Genomic DNA, 16911 nt, shown 5'->3' with positions numbered 1-16911 from the left:
AACCAGTTAGAGGTGGAGCAATTATGTTAACAGGTAAACAAAAAAGTTATTTAAAAGGATTAGCACATACGATGCAACCGATTATTCAAGTTGGAAAAAATGGGGTTAATGATGCGTTAATCAAAACGGTTTATGATGCATTAGAAGCGCGCGAATTAATTAAAGTTTCAATTTTACAAAACTGCTTTGAAGAACCGAAAGCGATTGCAGCAGAAATTGCTGAAGTCATTAATGCTGAGGTAATTCAAGTGATTGGGAAAACAATTGTTTTCTACAAAGAGTCAAGTAAGAAGAAACAAATCATCTTACCGAAATAGTCATAATGAATTTAGAAACGTTAAAATCACAAGTTAAACAACAGTTGCCGAGCAAGCGTTATGATCATACGCTAGGTGTTGTCGCTACAAGTGAGCAACTAGCGAAGCGTTATAATACCTCAGTTGAATCGGCACAAATCGCCGCTTTATTGCATGATATTGCAAAGTATTTACCTAATGACCTTTTAAAAGAAAAATTAGAGTCTGCGAAGGAGACCGATTATCTCAACTATAGCCCATTAGTGTGGCATGCACCAGTGGGTGCGATTGTCGCAAAAGAAACGTATCAAATTAAAGATTCGGATATTTTAAATGCAATTAAATATCATACAACCGGTAAAGCAGCTATGACGACTCTTGAAAAAATTGTGTTTTTAGCCGATTATATTGAACCGAATCGGACGCAACCTGGAGTTGAAGAGATTCGTGAGCTGGCAACGAAAGATTTAGACGTTGCTGTTGCACAAACACTTGCTAATACTGTTGCTTATTTAAGTAGCAAAGGGAAGGGCGATATTCATCCGGACACGTTAGCCGCGTATGAATACTACCGTCAATATTTATAATGGAGTTGATTTATTTGGAAAACTTAGCAAAATTCGTAAAATCTTTAGATGAAAAACATGCAGAAGATATCGTTGTTTTAGATATGCAAAACCATTCACCAATCTATGATTACATGATTATCACAACAGCTAAAAATGACCGTTTAGCTCAAGGGATCATTCGTGAATTAAAAGATTTAGAAGGAACAACAGATTTAACATTAAAACATATTGAAGGAGCACACCATGCTGAGTGGGTTTTAGCTGACTTTGGAACAATCGTTGTTCATGTCTTTACACCAGAAACTCGTTTAGAGTATAACTTAGAAAAATTATGGGCTGACGTTCCTCGTGTGAATATCGAAGGGATGTTAGTCTAATGGCATACGAAGCATTTTCATATTATTATGATATTTTAATGCAAGATGTTCCTTATCATAAATGGATTGCGAAAACAAAGCAATACTTACCGATTGGAAGTTCAATCTTAGATGTAGGATGTGGAACAGGAACAATTTCAATTCTTTTAGCAAAAGAAGGATATAACGTCACTGGAATCGACCTATCAGAAGATATGTTATCACTTGCTTATGAAAAAACATTATCAGAAGGCTTAGGCATTCATTATGTTCAACAAGATATGTGCCGTTTAGAAGGATTTAGTGGATTTGATGGAGCGGTTATTTACGTCGATTCATTAAATTACTTAAAAAAAGATACAGAAGTGTTTCAAACATTTAGACATCTTTATGAAAGTTTAAAAGAAGGTGGCATTTTAATCTTTGATGTTCACTCATTATTTAAAGTGACTGAAATCTTCCAAGATTACTTATATGCTGATACAAATCCAGATTTAACGTATATCTGGCATGTTTGTGAAGGAAAATATCCATACAGCATTGAACACGAATTAACATTCTTTAAACGTGAAGGAGAACGTTATGAGCGTTTCGAAGAAACACACTATCAACGTACCTTTGCGATTGAAGAGTACAGACAATGGCTAGAAGACATCGGATTCAAAATCTTAGAAATCTCAGCTGATTTCTTAGATGAAGCCCCAACAGAAGAATCAGAACGCATCGTCTTCGTGGCTCAAAAATAGATAGTCATATCGATTAGATTAAAGTATTATCATAACAATTATTCAATTTAAATAATAATAAAAAAGCATCTTATATCCTTGTAATAAAAAATTAAGGGATATGAGGTGCTTTTTTTGTTATGAAAACTAATCGTATCAACTAAAAAATAGAAAAGTTTTTATGTAGTGGTTCTCCATGAGTTGTTGTTATTTTAACGGTTGTATGTTTATTAGTATAAGAGCCATAAGGCTCTTTTTTATTCTAAGGATATACTCACCCAATCTAGGCAATTAACATAAAATATCATATCTTTTGCGAAAGAAGTGATGGATGTGAAAATGTCAAGCCTTGATAAATTTATGTGTGGCGTTTCCGGCTTGTTACTCTTAGCTTTAACTTTAGTTTGTTTATTCTATACGTCAGATACAAAAACATTTGATCACGATCAGTTGGAGCAATTGAAAATACATCTTGAAGAAAAAAATTATGATTGGGATGAAATCCTAGAATAGAATCTAGGATTTTTTATGTGTCGCACTTAATATTACAATCTGTCAAATAAAAAGGAATTGAACGGTGATTAACGTAAGTTAAAATGAGGTGATACTCATGAAAAAGCAAATAATCATTATTGGATTAGCTTCGTTAATCATGATAACAATTTTTTATTTAAATCCATCTCCTTCTTCTATTGATTCGGTTTCATTAGACAGTTATGTAGAAAATGAACGCGAAGTCACTGAAATAGAAGAGATAGAAAGCGCTGAAGAAGAAGTCAACCATTATATTGTGGATGTTAAGGGCCAAGTTAATTTTCCAGGTGTGTATGAGGTTGAAGAGCATTTAAGAGTTCATGATGTGATTCAATTAGCTGGAGGCTTTTTAGAGATGGCTAATGAAACAGCCATTAATTTAGCACAAAAAATTAGTGATGAAATGGTCATCTATGTTCCACATCTAGATGAAGAAATAAATAATACTTCAACTGATGCATGGAGCCCTTCGCAAGATGAGAAAAAGGTCTCTCTTAATCAAGCAACTGTAGGAGAACTTGAAACGTTACCCGGGATTGGTCCCTCTAAAGCGGCAGCTATTATTAATTATCGGGAGGAGTTTGGAAAGTTTAAGTCAATTGACGAGTTAACGAATGTGAGTGGGATTGGAGAAAAGACACTAGAAAAGTTGCGTGATTCTCTTGAACTTTAAATTTCGGCAACATGTGATTTATATTGTTGTAAGTGTCATTGTCGGATTACTCATAAAGGAAGGCGTTTTTATCTTGCTTTTAATGGGTTTTGTCTATTTTAAACGATTTCCTAAGACATACTGGATTTATTTCCTTATAAGTCTCATATCTATGATTTACATTGATGTTGCGTTAACATCCGTCCAGGTCAAAAGTGATGATTTAATCTATATAGATAAAGCAAAAGTAATAGAAGTGAAAAAGCAAAATGAAGAAAAGCAAATAGCTAAAGTACAAACAGAAGCGGGTCTTTATTATTTAACACTTACCAACTCAACGCCACGATTAATGCCAGGTGATTGGATCGACGTCAATACGGAAGTCTCAGAAATCACTAATCCGACGGTTCCTCATGCCTTTAACTTTAAACAATATCTACAATCTAATGGAATGAAAGGAACCATTTATCTGTCTTCAACACGAGTGATTGATCAAGAGTGGTCGGTTAGAGCCTATCAGTTTGAATTGGTCAATTGGATCAAAGAACATTATCCCCCTTTAACAGCAACTTATCTTCAATCCTGGTTTTTAGGAGTCCGGAATGACTTATCTGAAGAGGTCAGTGATAGCTATGCGACCCTTGGTATTATTCATTTGTTTGCGGTCAGCGGATTACATGTTGGTTTATTAGTAGGAATAGTCAGTTATGTGCTCAAGCGTTTAGGGGTCATTCAAGAATTAGCTGATTTAATGGTAGTGATGTTACTTTTTTGTTTCATGATGATTAGTGGAGCGAGTCCATCGATTGTGCGAGCGGCCAGTATGGCGATCCTAGCAAAGGTTAATTCAAGATTTAAATGGAATCTTTCTTCACTCGATATTTTCTCTATCGTCTTTTTAATCAATTTCATCGCTTTTCCACTACAAGTGTATCAAATCGGCTTTATTTATTCCTATTGGTTAACCTTTTGTTTGATTATATGTCAATCAGTTATTAAGCCCCTTTCACCCAAGGTCACTTTTTTTATCATCCCCTTTTTAGCTCAACTTGCGATCTTACCAATTCAAATTTCGCAAGATTATTCTATTAATCTGTTAAGTTACGTGTCTAATTTAGTTTTAATTCCAGTTGTCACGACTCTTTTGATTCCTTGCCTATTGATAACGCTAGTGATTCCACCATTTTCTTTAATTACAGAAAAAATCTTAAGTGTCTTTGAACAGGTCATCCTTGTAGCGGGAAAGTACTTGGATCTTCGTTGGGTCATTGGGAGTCTTAATTTATCAATGGTCATTTTAATGATTTTATTGCTCTTTTTAGCAGGTTGGTTCGTTGAAAAAAATAGTCAGTCTAAAAAATGGATGATTGTTTTGGTGTCAACCTTTGTTCTTTTAGAGATAGTCAGAAGTGCCCAACCGACAAGTAAAGTCACCTTTTTAGATGTTGGACAAGGAGATAGTACGATTATTCAATCCCCCTATCAACGTTGTACGATTGTTGTTGATACAGGAGGAAAAGTCTCGTTTACAGGTGAGGTAACTTCCATTTTTAATCAAACATTAGAGCCGTATTTGTTAGGGGAAGGGATTAGAGCGATTGATTATTTAATCTTATCTCATGGTGATGTTGATCACATTGGAGAAGCTACTTCATTAATGGAAACGTTCAATGTTAAACATTTAGTTGTTCCTAAGTATTCAGAGAGTGAACGATTAAAGGATGTCATTAAATTAGCTAAACAATTAAATGTGAATATTTTAACTCCAAAAACGAATGATACATTAACTTGTGGAAATCAAACATTAACCTTTTTACAACCTGATGAGAAGCAAGCTAATGAAAATGATCAATCACTCGTATTGACGGTTGACATTTCTGATTTAACTGTTTTATTAACAGGAGATATAAGTACAGAAGTGGAGACAGATATTCTTTCCCAGTATCCAGGATTAAAGCTAGATGTTTATAAAGCGGCACATCATGGTTCAAAGACATCGAATTCATTATTCTTTCTAGAACAACTCGCGCCATCTATTAGTGTCGTTTCCAGTGGAAAAAATAATCGCTATGGCCATCCTAGCCAGGAATTTTTATCGACCTTATCAACATTAAACATTCCACTCCTTAATACGCAGGTTGATGGAACGATTCAATTTGAAATGAAGAGAGGTAAAACTTTAGTTCATCGATTTCATTGATTATTTTATTTAAAAATTAAAAAATTAGATAATACTCTAAATATCTCGTTTTATAAAAATGGTAGCTCAATGAATCCATAAAAAAGCAACCATTCTCGTCATGATTGAAAAGAACTTACGGTCATCTTGTTTGAAGAATTTGTTTTATGTTAAAATAAGAGTGAGGTGAAGCCATGGCGATTTATACAATCCTCGGCGAACAAACAGTTTTGTGCGAGAAAAAAATTAATGATTTATTAACGAAACATCAAATTGAATCATTCGATGTGGTGTCCTATGACATGAAAGAAGCGACCATTCAAGAAGCACTTTTTGATTTACAAACAGTCGCCTTCTTAAGTAATAAAAAAGCGGTGATCGTTCGTAACCCATCCTTTTTAACTGGTAAGGAGGGGAAGGGTGATCCCGCACATGATTTAAATGCTTTTATAAACTTTTTAGAACATCCTGTGACAGAAAATATCCTCATTATTTATGCTCCTTATGAAAAACTCGATGAACGTAAAAAAGTAGTAAAGATTTTAAGGAAGCAATCAGAAGTGTTTACATTTGAAACTTATTCAGAGCAATCGCTCAAACAGTGGGCAGAGAAGAAGTTAAAAGCTGAAGGAATTGAATGTCATCCAAAAGCCATAGAATTATTGATTAAATTGACCCATGCTAAAATTGATGTGCTGTACCATGAAATTGAGAAGATTTATCTTTATTTCATTGATCAACCATCAAAAATTTTATCAGTAGAAGTCGTTGAGTTGTTAGTGGCCCGTCAATTAGAAGATAACGTGTTTTTACTAACAGATGCACTGGTTCAACGTAAGATTAAAGAGGCTTATCTCATCTATGAAGATTTAATGACACAAAATGAAGAGCCATTTAAGTTACTCATTTTAATTGCGAATCAATTTCGATTAATGTCTCAAGTGATTGGGCTAAGTAAACAAGGCTATCGTGAGACTGATATTGCAAAAACACTTAATGTGCATCCGTATCGTGTGAAGTTAATTCATGGACAATCCCATCGTTTTGAACAAGAGACGATTGCAAAGTATTTATATCAATTAGCGGATATTGATTATAAGATTAAATCTGGTGTACTACAAAAAGAGTTAGCACTAGAGATGTTTATCCTAAATTTATAAGATGAGCGTATTAGCTCATCTTTTTTGGTTGTCTAGAGTTGGAAGTAAAGTTTATGGATATTATAAGTGACAAGCGTCATGATAATAAAGGCGTTGATCATGTAGAGGTGACATCGATTTGAAAAGGCTTTTGAAAATTTTTCATAATTTTAAGTCAAATTTCGATACAGGAACTCTTATTTTGTTGTATAATATTTCAGTATGAAATTTTAAATTTACCAGACAGAGGTGCCTATATGAATATTAAAAATATTGCCATTATTGCCCACGTCGATCACGGTAAAACGACGTTAGTCGATCAGTTATTACGTCAAGCGGGAACATTCCGTGAAAATGAAGCAGTAGCTGACCGTGTCATGGACTCTAACGATTTAGAGCGTGAGCGTGGAATTACGATTTTAGCGAAAAATACTGCGATTGATTATAAAGATTATCGTATTAACATTTTAGATACACCAGGACATGCTGACTTCGCGGGAGAAGTTGAACGTATTATGAACATGGTAGATGGTGTTTTATTAGTTGTTGATGCTTACGAAGGAACAATGCCTCAGACTCGTTTCGTATTAAAGAAAGCATTAGAGCAAAAATTAACACCAATCGTGGTGGTTAATAAAATTGACCGTCCAGCTGCAAGACCTGAAGAAGTTGTTGATGAAGTATTAGAATTATTCATCGAATTAGGAGCTGACGACGATCAATTAGAATTCCCTGTTGTTTATTGTTCAGCATTAAACGGAACAGCAAGCATAAGCTCTGATCCAGCTGATCAAGAAGAAAACATGGAAGCAATCTTTGAATCAATCTTAGAAAATATTCCAGATCCAGGAATGGATCCGAATGGAACATTACAATTCCAACCAGCTTTATTAGACTATAATGATTATGTTGGACGTATTGGGATTGGACGTATCGTTCGAGGAACAATCAATGTTAACCAAATGGTTTCAATCTGTCGTTTAGATGGATCAACGCAACAATTCCGTATCACAAAATTATTTGGATTCTTAGGATTAAAGCGTGTTGAAATTGAATCAGCACAAGCTGGAGATATCGTTGCAATCGCTGGTTTACCAGATATCAACGTTGGGGAAACGGTTTGTGAAATCGGTAAAGAAGAAGCGTTACCAATCTTACACATTGATGAACCAACATTAAAAATGACATTCTCAACAAACTCTTCTCCATTCTCAGGACAAGAAGGAAAACACGTGACAGCATCTAAAATTGATGAACGTTTATACAAAGAAATTCAACGTGACGTTTCATTATTAGTTGAACGTGTTGGAACAAAAGAAGAGTGGGTTGTTTCAGGACGTGGAGAACTTCACTTATCAATCTTACTTGAAAACATGCGCCGTGAAGGATTCGAATTAGAAGTTTCTAAACCAGAAGTTATCATTCGTGAAATCGATGGTGTATTATGTGAACCATATGAGTATGTTCAAATCGAAGCACCTGAAGAACATGTTGGAAGTGTCATTGAAGCGATGGGATACCGTAAAGGTCAATTACAAAATATGATTCATAACGAAAATGGACAAGTTCGTTTAATTTATGATGTACCATCTCGTGCTTTAATCGGATTCATGACAGAATTCTTAACATTAACAAAAGGTTACGGAATCATCAACCATACATTCTCTGAATACCGCCCAATGGAAAAAGGATCAGTTGGAGAACGTAAAAATGGTGCTTTAGTTTCTATGGAAAATGGAAAAGCAACAAACTACGGTTTAATGGGATTAGAAGATCGCGGAATCATGTTCATTGAACCAGGAGCTCCTGTTTACGAAGGAATGATCGTTGGTGAAAACAACAAAGATTTAGACTTAGCAGTCAATGTTACACGTGCAAAACAATTAACAAACTGCCGTTCAGCGGGTAAAGATAATACAGTTGTATTAAAGAAACCACGTCTAATCACATTAGAGTATGCCTTAGAATATATTAATGAAGACGAATTAGTAGAAATTACTCCTACATCAGTTCGCTTACGTAAGAAAATTTTAGATACAAATGAGCGTAAAAAATTCGATAAACGTAAAAAATACGCTGATCAATAATTATTTTTTAACTCAATCGATGAAGAAAATCCTTCTTCATTGATTGGGTTTTTTTATTTTTAACTTAAGTTAGAAATAGGTTTTGAATGTGATGAAGAATTAAATTAGAAAGGCACATAGCTTTATAGAAGAGGAAAAGAGGAGTCACTAAAAATGATTTTTCATTTTAAGTGAGGATTTGTATAAATTGTCGAGCATCTCAAACAATAAGGAATGAAGCTCACCTTAAAAAATGTAAAAATTGATTAAAAAAAAGGTATATTTTTGACTGATATAATATTGACAAAATCACGAATCATATTATAATAGAAGAGGTTTATTATAAGTAAACAAATTGTTTATTTATTTAATAGAAATTTGAGGTGTGATTATGATTATAGGAGAAAAAATAAGGCGCCTAAGAATGGAACTTCAATTAACTCAAGAAGAGTTAGCTGATCGTACTGAATTAACTAAAGGATATATTTCTCAAGTAGAACGTGATTTAGCTTCTCCATCCATTGCAACACTTGTTGACATTTTAGAAGCCTTAGGAACAACATTGGGTGAATTTTTCTCAGATGAAAAATCAGATGAAAAGATTGTTTTTAAACAGGAGGATGTTTTCATAAAAGAAGAACCAGATTATAATATGACCATTCGTTGGATTATTCCTAATGCCCAAAAAAATGAAATGGAGCCTATCATTATTGATCTCGAACCTGGAGGGATGTCTTACGATGATGAGCCACATCACGGAGAAGAGTTCGGTTATGTTTTAAAAGGTGAGGTAGAACTTGTTTTAGGTGCCAAAAGATATAAAGTTAAAAAAGGTGAGAGCTTTTATTATAAAGCGGATGTGGATCATAAATTAAAAAACAATTCAAAAGTGCCCGCATCTGTTCTTTGGGTTGCAACACCCCCAACATTCTAGCATTATTTAAGGAGGGTCAAGTATGACTAAAGTACCATTAATTGAAATCAAAAACTTAACTAAAGAATACGATGGGGATATCGTTTTAAAAGGGATTGACTTAACCATTCATGAGAATGAGTTTGTGACATTACTTGGGCCATCTGGGTGTGGGAAAACAACATTATTACGTATTATTGGTGGATTCGATACACCAACATCGGGTGAAGTTGAATTCAACGGAAAAGATTTAATTCAAATCCCATCGTATAAGCGCGAGATTAATACGGTCTTCCAAAAATATGCCCTTTTTCCGCATTTAAATGTGTTTGATAATATCGCGTTTGGTTTACGTATGAAAAACGTCCCTGAAGCAGAGGTGACAGAACGTGTAAACCGCATGTTAAAAATGATTAAACTTACTGATTATGCCAAACGAAGTATTGATTCATTATCAGGTGGACAACAACAACGTATTGCCATTGCTCGTGCATTAGTTAATCGCCCTAAAGTTTTATTATTAGATGAGCCTCTAGGTGCATTAGATTTAAAATTACGTCAAGATATGCAATATGAATTAAAAGAGATTCAACGTGAAATGGGAATTACATTCATCTTCGTTACTCATGATCAAGAAGAAGCTTTAACCATGTCAGATACGATTGTTGTTTTAAATGATGGATTAATTCAGCAAATTGGAACACCAGTTGATATTTACAATGAACCACGTAACCGATTTGTTGCTAACTTCATTGGTGAAAGTAATATTATAAATGCAACAATGATTGAAGATTATAAAGTTGAGTTTGAAGGACATATCTTTGAGTGTGTGGATCGCGGATATAACCCGAATGAGACGGTGGAAGTTGTCATTCGTCCAGAAGATTTACAAATTGTTTCGAAAGAAAACGGAGCCTTTACTGGAATCGTTGATAGTGTTATTTTTAAAGGTGTTCACTATGAAATTATTGTCATGGTAGAAGGCCGTGAATATATTGTTCACAGTACACAAAGTGCTGAAGTCGGAGTAGAAGTAGGGATGACAGTTGCCCCGGCAGATATTCATGTTATGGAAGTTGGTGTTTAGTTATGCATGAATCAACAAAACGATTAAGTTATCCTTATATTGTTTGGATTTCTATTATGATCATCATCCCAATGTTACTGATTTTCTTATATAGTATCATTGATCCAAGTGATGGAAATCCGATGGCCTTTCGATTTACATTATCAAATTATATCAGCTTTTTTGATCCTATTTATACGTCAACGCTCGTGCGTTCGTTATGGATCGCGGCATTATCTACTTTAATTTGTTTAGTATTGGGGTATCCACTTGCATGGATTATTTCTCAATTTAAGGTAGAACGCCAATCATCTATTTTATTGCTTTTTATCATGCCAATGTGGATTAACATGTTGCTTCGTACATACGCATGGATTACAATTTTAGGTAAGAATGGAATTTTAAATAATATATTAGGCATTTTTAATCTTGGGCCATTTGATTTCATGTATACAGACTTTGCTGTTATCTTAGGGATGGTCTATAATTTCCTACCGTTTATGGTGTTACCTATTTATACATCAATTACAAAAGTAGATAAAAATTTAATTGATGCTGCTCGTGATTTAGGAGCAAATAGTAAACAAGTCTTTACACGTGTAGTATTTCCGCTGACATTACCAGGGATTATTACAGGAATCATCATGGTATTTTTACCGGCAGTAAGTACTTTTGTTATTCCACAATTATTAGGTGGAGGTCAATACATGATGATTGGTAATCTGATTGAAAAACAATTCTTATTAACTGGAAATTGGTATTTTGGTTCTGCATTATCAATGGTTCTAATGCTATTTATTCTCCTATCTATCTGGTTAATGAAAAAATTTGATTCAGGTGATCAAGCAGGAGGTGCATTACCATGGTAAAAAAATGGATGTCTAGATTATATTTATCAATTATGTTTTTATTCTTATATGCACCGATTGCTGTATTAATTGTCTTTTCGTTCAATGACTCTAAGTCAAGTGGACGTTGGTCTGGTTTTTCACTGCGCTGGTATGAAGAATTATTTAACGATAGTAAAATGCAAACGGCAATCTTCTATACTGTAATTGTTGCTATTGTAGCGACAATTATTGCAACAATTGTTGGAACATTTACGTCGATTGGTATTTATAAATTAACTAAGAAAACAAAAGCATTTGTTTTAAATATTAACTACTTACCAGTTATTAGTCCAGATATTGTTTTAGCAGTTGCATTAATGATGTTATTTAAAACCGTTAAACTAAACTTTGGATTTACGACAATGTTACTTGCTCATATTATGTTTTGCATTCCTTATGTGGTCTTATCAGTTTTACCACGTTTATATGCGATGAATCCAAATATGGCTGAAGCTGCAATGGATTTAGGTGCAACACCGATGCAAGCTATCCGTAAGGTAGTCATTCCTGAAATTATGCCAGGAATCATGGCAGGCGCATTAATGGCATTTACGATGTCAATTGATGATTTTGTTATCAGTTACTTTACAGCTGGTAATGGAGTGACGAATTTATCAATTGAAGTTTATTCAATGGCAAAGCGTGGAATTAAACCTACTGTAAATGCACTTGCTACTATCATGGTGAGTTTAGTACTAGTGTCAGTTTTAGTTTCTAATAAACTATCAATAAAGAATAAAAAGGGGGCTTAAGCTCAAAATGAAAAAGGTATTCACACTTTTAACTTGTGCATTTGTTTTAGTCTTAACGGCTTGTTCAGGTGGCGATAAAGAGAAATTAAATGTCTATAACGTAGGGGAATATATTGATCCTGAAGTTATTAAAATTTTTGAAAAAGAATTTGATTGTAAAGTGAATTATGAAGTATATGATTCAAATGAAACGATGTATCAAAAAGTTAAAGCTGGTGGAACGAGCTATGATGTCGTTTTCCCATCAGATTATATGGTTGAAAAAATGGAAAATGAAGGGTTGTTATTACCATTAGATTATAGTAAAATTCCTAATTTTGAATATATTTCAGATGAATATAAAAACTTACCTTATGATCCAGAAAATCTTTATACAGTTCCTTACTTCTGGGGAACAGTTGGAATTTTATATGATAAAACTGTCGTAACAGAACCAGTCGATTCTTGGTCTATCTTATGGGATGAAAAATATAAGGGCAATATCTTCATGTATGATAGCCAACGCGATTCATTAATGGTAGCCTTAAAATTATTAGGTTATTCAATGAACACTCAAAATGTTGATGAATTAGAAGAGGCTAAACAATTATTAATTGAACAAAGTCCATTAGTTTATGCCTATGTGACAGATACAGTTATTGATGGAATGATTGCAGGAAATGCTGCCTTAGCTGTTGTTTATTCTGGAGATGCAACATATATCATGAGTGAAAATGAAGATATGGAGTTTGTTATTCCAAAAGAAGGATCTAATATGTGGGTTGATGCAATGGTTATTCCATCAACAGCACAAAATGTTGAGTTAGCTCATGAGTTTATTAACTTCATGCAACGTCCGGACATCGCTCAAATGAATACAGAATATGTCATGTATTCAACACCAAATACAGAAGCATTAGCAAATGTAACTGATGAGGAATGGACACAAAATGAAGCGTACAGCCCATCAAAAGAGTTATTAAGCTCTTTACCTATGGAAACATTCCGTGATCCAGGTTCATTTATTACAGAATATGATCGTATCTGGACAGAGGTTCTAGCAACTTCTAATCGATAAATTTAAAATCCCTAAAACAATGTGTTTTAGGGATTTTTTGGGTTCTTTGTCAAATAGTGTTGCTGATTAAATAGTGACCTATTACTATGAATGACTAAGGTGAAATCTTAGTAGCTATGCTATTAGGATTTTTCTTTTTAGTTGAGTGAACTTAAACGACAATCTTCTATGATGTTAATAATCTATTTTATGTCAGCATCACAAAACATAAAAGACATAAGTTTCATTCTTACCGGTGGAGGAGACATCGCATTTTATCCTTTCCATTGTTTTCTTCATCGTTAACATTGTAATTTGCTCTCTCTTTTTACGTCATGAAAAAAGGCATTGCTTATTCAGCAACACCCAATATTATAGAATCTGAAATTAAAAGGAATAAGCCCTATTGGGAATAGAAGCTGATTTCTGAAACAAATTAATTAGAGTTACCTCTTTTAGGGATTATAAACGCTGCATTTATTAGCTTATTATTTTGACTTTTTATGTCAGCATCAGAGAGAGTTTTTTAGATATTTTTCTTGATGCTCCAAGTAATATTGATGATTAGATAAAAGTCTTGGATCATGTGGTGAAAGTATTAGTGCTTCATTTGAATAATTAATTGCTTGCTGATAGAGGCCCAGGTAATAGCAAGCGAGTGCACCTAAATCATAAGGCGTTGCGTCCCAAGCAAATCCTTCATTAACATAACCATAACTTTTTTCTTTAATTTTTAATGCTTCATGGATAAAGTAATAAACAGCAGGCCAATCTTGTTCTAAATAAGATAACTGTGCTCTTTCAACATAAGGTTCTCTCGCATTTGGCGTTTCAGCCATCGCCAAATAAAGCCATTTTTTTGATTTAGAATAATCCTTTTTTTCTCTGTATGCCCGAGCAATAAATCTCATAGAAGCTGATCGTTCTTCATCCCAAGTAGAGTTTGGATCGTCTAAATATCGCTTTAACATATCAATTGCTTTATCCCATTCTTGGTAAAATAGATATTCTCGGCCTAGATAATGTAGATTTCGATTACTATTTGGATTTTCTTCTACAGCAAGCTCTAATAATGGTAAATTTAAACTGCGATCTTTTGCTCCATCAGGATAATGATTATAAACTACACCTGTAAGGAATACTGGTTTTTCTTCTCCTTCTCCAATATATTCTACAATTTCATGTGTTGGATAAATCCAATGATAACCGTGTCTCGCATGTATTCTATTATGTGTGTATTGAACAAGTGGTTGTCCCTCTTCATTGAACGACCAATTATATAGATAAAAGCCTCTAGTCGTATCCTTTTTCCACGCCTTCTCTAAGTTTTTTCTCCAACCATATTCAATGACATCATCAACATCTGCCGAAACACAAATATCAACATCTGTAGGAATATATTCGAGACACTCATTTCGTGCAGAATCGAATCTAAATTTATCTGCTTTCGATTGATAGACAAGAGCACCCCTAGATTTAAACTTTTCTATTGTATGGTCCGTTGACCCCGTATCAAGCACAACAACTAAATCAGCTTCACTTACATGATCCATCCAACGATCTACAAATTGTTCTTCATTTTTAGCTATTGCATAGACACATACTTTATATTTATTCATTTAATTAACTCCTTTATATGAATAGTTAGTAATACCCTTAATTTAGAAATTAAAAATAGGCATATGATGGAATTAAAAAGAAAAATTATGACTGAATAAAATAAAAGATGATTTAACGTCTACGATAACCTGAAAAAAATCATGCATTTAGTTGAATGATAGTAGTGTTAATCTATTTTAAGATAGGATGAGTGTAAAACTTGTGTTAATGTATGCTAGTATATAGAGTTAAATATTCTCTTATTTTTAGTATAATATATGCAATATATTAAAAAAGGTACAATTTTGTTTGAGTAGGTAAATCATTCATTATGCCTGTAGAGAAGAGTTGAAAAAATATAGTGGTGCACTTTTCAACCTATAAATAGGTGTCATCTTTTTTAGGAATTCATAGGATGAGCAGAGAAGTATCCATTCGACTGAAGTAGGGAATGGGAACGATATAGAATTTAGAAAAATATTAAGTTCCTGTATAGCTATAAAAATGAGGAGCCTGTCTTGCCCATAGTCTAAATCGTATCGTTAATATTGTCGCTATAGGATCAGACCAGAAAACGGTTAAAATCCCCGATACATTGCCAGGTACATGATTTTTCTGTGGAGCGAATAAGGCTGAAAGTTGTATGATTAATTTAAATCATGATTTGTTTAAAAACATAAAGGCTTTTACTATGGTGGTGCGATTTATGAGTAATTACAGTGCTGCATCAGTTGAAATAAGTGGGACATAAACAGTGTCTACTAGGGAACGGTATCAGTGAGTGAAAATGTTGGAATCTCAAGTGGCACCAATAAACTAATAAAACAGATAACAATTTACTCCAATACAGTCAGTTAGCACTTAAGATCCTAGCCATTAAAATACTTGGTGGATTAGTTGGCGTAACTGTATATTTGCAAGGACAATATCAATTAGTTGCTTTGTCTAACCAAGCCTTGTTAAGGCTTGGTTCTGTTATTTATGTTCTATCGAGACATAAATAAAAAAAGGAATATCCTCTTATTATTTCCTATGATACAATAGGATTAAAATGATATTGGTTTCAGGGGGATTGCTTCATGAATGAACAGAAAAAGACATTAGAATTTCTACCATCGTATTTATTAGATATACTCTGCTTTTTAGAGCTTTTATGCTCTGATGCACCTATTCAAACGACAAGTGATGATGAGCGAATCATTTATTATTTTGAGGAATGTTTGACACAAGACGCTAGGAATGAGATTAAACGCATTCAGAAGTTAATTCCTAAGGAAGAGACCCTAACTTCACTTGTTTTTCCATTAGTTTTAGCTGATCAAGATTTTGAAAACCTTCAAGTAGCAGAACTACTAGGCAGTCCAAAGTTTTTAATTTCTATGTATAAAAAGTCAGATGATTATCAAACAGCAACTAAAGGATACAAAAAATTTGTCAAGCGTGATGCACAGTTATTGCTAAGTTCCTTAGTTAAAATTGTAGCAGAATTAGAAAAAGTAAAGTTTAAAGTGTTCTGGATAGAAGAACGTTTACCACGAATTAAGCAAAGAATTAAGCAATATGAAAAAGAAATAGGGACGAATGTATTAATTGAAATGATTAATGAACGGCTAACTGAAACATATTTAACTGATCAAAAGGTTTATTTATTAAGCTTTAATCTCAATCATTCAGTTTCACGTGTCAATGAGCATCTGATTGGTTCACTTCAGTTAGATTCAAAAATGTTTATTCATTCATTAGTTGAGCAATTATTCAAGACACTTTCAATTGAACAGGCATTAAAACCATTATATCGTTCATTAAAGAAAAATAAAGAGCTTATGATGACGTATAAAGAGGTGAAATCAACGTATAAGTCATTACTTGCATATATTGATTTTAATGTTAAATTAGCATTTATCACTTCAATTTGTTCTCATTTAAAGGTGTTGTCACAACCCTATGAGTATTTGGGGCGTTATGAGTTTGAGACGTGTAAACCAGCTGTCTTATTTTATGATTACATGAACAGTTTCCCAAAACCTCAAGGACAACAGATTGAGGATTATTTATTAAATGTTGTTCAAGCCGTTGAATTAGACTCATTTGAGCAGCGTTCAATCGCTATTTTAAAACAACAAGGATAAGAAGGTGTTT

The 16911-nt window shown here is 33.6% G+C and carries 16 protein-coding genes; 15 read left to right on the top strand and 1 reads right to left on the bottom strand.

Features of this window, described 5'->3' with window-relative positions:
• Positions 1-23 precede the first annotated feature (23 nt).
• The 14 genes from yhbY to J0J69_RS02620 all read left to right on the top strand — a co-directional run bounded on the left by yhbY (position 24) and on the right by J0J69_RS02620 (position 13194).
• Positions 24-317, top strand: a complete 294-nt coding sequence (yhbY, locus tag J0J69_RS02685; RefSeq protein ID WP_212724187.1) for a ribosome assembly RNA-binding protein YhbY — start codon at positions 24-26, stop codon at positions 315-317.
• A gap of 5 nt (positions 318-322) precedes the next feature.
• Entirely contained in the window at positions 323-883 is a 561-nt protein-coding gene (gene yqeK, locus J0J69_RS02680; RefSeq protein WP_212725580.1) for a bis(5'-nucleosyl)-tetraphosphatase (symmetrical) YqeK, read from the top strand.
• Between the two features lie 14 nt (positions 884-897).
• Positions 898-1242, top strand: a complete 345-nt coding sequence (gene rsfS, locus J0J69_RS02675; protein ID WP_055243212.1) for a ribosome silencing factor — start codon at positions 898-900, stop codon at positions 1240-1242.
• The gene (locus J0J69_RS02670; protein WP_055276498.1) at positions 1242-1967 is read left to right on the top strand and encodes a class I SAM-dependent DNA methyltransferase; all 726 of its coding nucleotides are present in this window, start codon (positions 1242-1244) and stop codon (positions 1965-1967) included. The genes rsfS and J0J69_RS02670 overlap by 1 nt, the downstream gene beginning before the upstream one ends.
• Before the next feature lie 312 nt (positions 1968-2279).
• Positions 2280-2459: a hypothetical protein gene (locus tag J0J69_RS02665; RefSeq protein ID WP_212725579.1), complete on the top strand. Its 180-nt coding sequence runs from the start codon at positions 2280-2282 to the stop codon at positions 2457-2459.
• A 97-nt stretch (positions 2460-2556) separates the two neighbouring features.
• The gene (locus J0J69_RS02660; protein WP_212725578.1) at positions 2557-3153 is read left to right on the top strand and encodes a helix-hairpin-helix domain-containing protein; all 597 of its coding nucleotides are present in this window, start codon (positions 2557-2559) and stop codon (positions 3151-3153) included.
• Complete coding sequence (locus tag J0J69_RS02655; protein WP_336511269.1) at positions 3134-5332, top strand: DNA internalization-related competence protein ComEC/Rec2; 2199 nt, start codon at positions 3134-3136, stop codon at positions 5330-5332. The genes J0J69_RS02660 and J0J69_RS02655 overlap by 20 nt, the downstream gene beginning before the upstream one ends.
• A 173-nt stretch (positions 5333-5505) precedes the next feature.
• Positions 5506-6471, top strand: a complete 966-nt coding sequence (gene holA, locus J0J69_RS02650; protein ID WP_212724191.1) for a DNA polymerase III subunit delta — start codon at positions 5506-5508, stop codon at positions 6469-6471.
• A 236-nt stretch (positions 6472-6707) separates the two neighbouring features.
• Positions 6708-8537 (top strand): translational GTPase TypA, encoded by a 1830-nt coding sequence (gene typA, locus J0J69_RS02645; RefSeq protein WP_212724192.1) that lies wholly within the window; start codon positions 6708-6710, stop codon positions 8535-8537.
• A gap of 370 nt (positions 8538-8907) precedes the next feature.
• A complete protein-coding gene (locus tag J0J69_RS02640) occupies positions 8908-9450 on the top strand; it encodes a helix-turn-helix domain-containing protein (RefSeq protein WP_212724193.1) in 543 nt (180 codons plus the stop codon).
• Between the two features lie 22 nt (positions 9451-9472).
• Entirely contained in the window at positions 9473-10516 is a 1044-nt protein-coding gene (potA, locus tag J0J69_RS02635) for a spermidine/putrescine ABC transporter ATP-binding protein (protein ID WP_055243206.1), read from the top strand.
• 2 nt (positions 10517-10518) lie between these two features.
• On the top strand, positions 10519-11364 hold the full coding sequence (locus tag J0J69_RS02630; RefSeq protein ID WP_212724194.1) for an ABC transporter permease: 846 nt from the start codon (positions 10519-10521) through the stop codon (positions 11362-11364).
• Positions 11358-12137, top strand: coding sequence for an ABC transporter permease (locus tag J0J69_RS02625; RefSeq protein ID WP_212724195.1), 780 nt, complete (start codon positions 11358-11360; stop codon positions 12135-12137). The genes J0J69_RS02630 and J0J69_RS02625 overlap by 7 nt, the downstream gene beginning before the upstream one ends.
• Before the next feature lie 7 nt (positions 12138-12144).
• Positions 12145-13194 carry an ABC transporter substrate-binding protein gene (locus tag J0J69_RS02620; protein WP_212724196.1) on the top strand — a complete coding sequence of 350 codons (1050 nt, stop codon included), beginning with the start codon at positions 12145-12147 and terminating at the stop codon, positions 13192-13194.
• A 491-nt stretch (positions 13195-13685) separates the two neighbouring features.
• On the opposite strand, the gene J0J69_RS02615 is transcribed toward J0J69_RS02620, so the two are convergent.
• On the bottom strand, positions 13686-14792 hold the full coding sequence (locus J0J69_RS02615) for a tetratricopeptide repeat-containing glycosyltransferase (protein ID WP_212724197.1): 1107 nt from the start codon (positions 14790-14792) through the stop codon (positions 13686-13688).
• Positions 14793-15851: 1059 nt separating this feature from the next.
• Here J0J69_RS02615 and J0J69_RS02610 point away from each other — a divergent pair.
• Positions 15852-16901: a hypothetical protein gene (locus tag J0J69_RS02610; RefSeq protein WP_055304744.1), complete on the top strand. Its 1050-nt coding sequence runs from the start codon at positions 15852-15854 to the stop codon at positions 16899-16901.
• Positions 16902-16911 lie beyond the last annotated feature (10 nt).

Origin of the sequence: Turicibacter bilis (assembly GCF_024499055.1) — a bacterium.
Lineage (GTDB): Bacteria > Bacillota_I > Bacilli_A > MOL361 > Turicibacteraceae > Turicibacter > Turicibacter bilis.
Note: the sequence above shows the minus strand (reverse complement) of the source record. Positions and strands in the feature narration are given on the sequence as shown.

Bases quoted from the DNA above. Each gene is read 5' to 3' on its own strand.
- yhbY (WP_212724187.1), top strand. From the start codon at position 24: ATGTTAACAGGTAAACAAAAAAGTTATTTAAAAGGATTAGCACATACG.
- yqeK (WP_212725580.1), top strand. From the start codon at position 323: ATGAATTTAGAAACGTTAAAATCACAAGTTAAACAACAGTTGCCGAGC.
- J0J69_RS02670 (WP_055276498.1), top strand. From the start codon at position 1,242: ATGGCATACGAAGCATTTTCATATTATTATGATATTTTAATGCAAGAT.
- J0J69_RS02660 (WP_212725578.1), top strand. From the start codon at position 2,557: ATGAAAAAGCAAATAATCATTATTGGATTAGCTTCGTTAATCATGATA.
- holA (WP_212724191.1), top strand. From the start codon at position 5,506: ATGGCGATTTATACAATCCTCGGCGAACAAACAGTTTTGTGCGAGAAA.
- typA (WP_212724192.1), top strand. From the start codon at position 6,708: ATGAATATTAAAAATATTGCCATTATTGCCCACGTCGATCACGGTAAA.
- J0J69_RS02640 (WP_212724193.1), top strand. From the start codon at position 8,908: ATGATTATAGGAGAAAAAATAAGGCGCCTAAGAATGGAACTTCAATTA.
- potA (WP_055243206.1), top strand. From the start codon at position 9,473: ATGACTAAAGTACCATTAATTGAAATCAAAAACTTAACTAAAGAATAC.
- J0J69_RS02630 (WP_212724194.1), top strand. From the start codon at position 10,519: ATGCATGAATCAACAAAACGATTAAGTTATCCTTATATTGTTTGGATT.
- J0J69_RS02625 (WP_212724195.1), top strand. From the start codon at position 11,358: ATGGTAAAAAAATGGATGTCTAGATTATATTTATCAATTATGTTTTTA.
- J0J69_RS02620 (WP_212724196.1), top strand. From the start codon at position 12,145: ATGAAAAAGGTATTCACACTTTTAACTTGTGCATTTGTTTTAGTCTTA.
- J0J69_RS02615 (WP_212724197.1), bottom strand. From the start codon at position 14,792: ATGAATAAATATAAAGTATGTGTCTATGCAATAGCTAAAAATGAAGAA.
- J0J69_RS02610 (WP_055304744.1), top strand. From the start codon at position 15,852: ATGAATGAACAGAAAAAGACATTAGAATTTCTACCATCGTATTTATTA.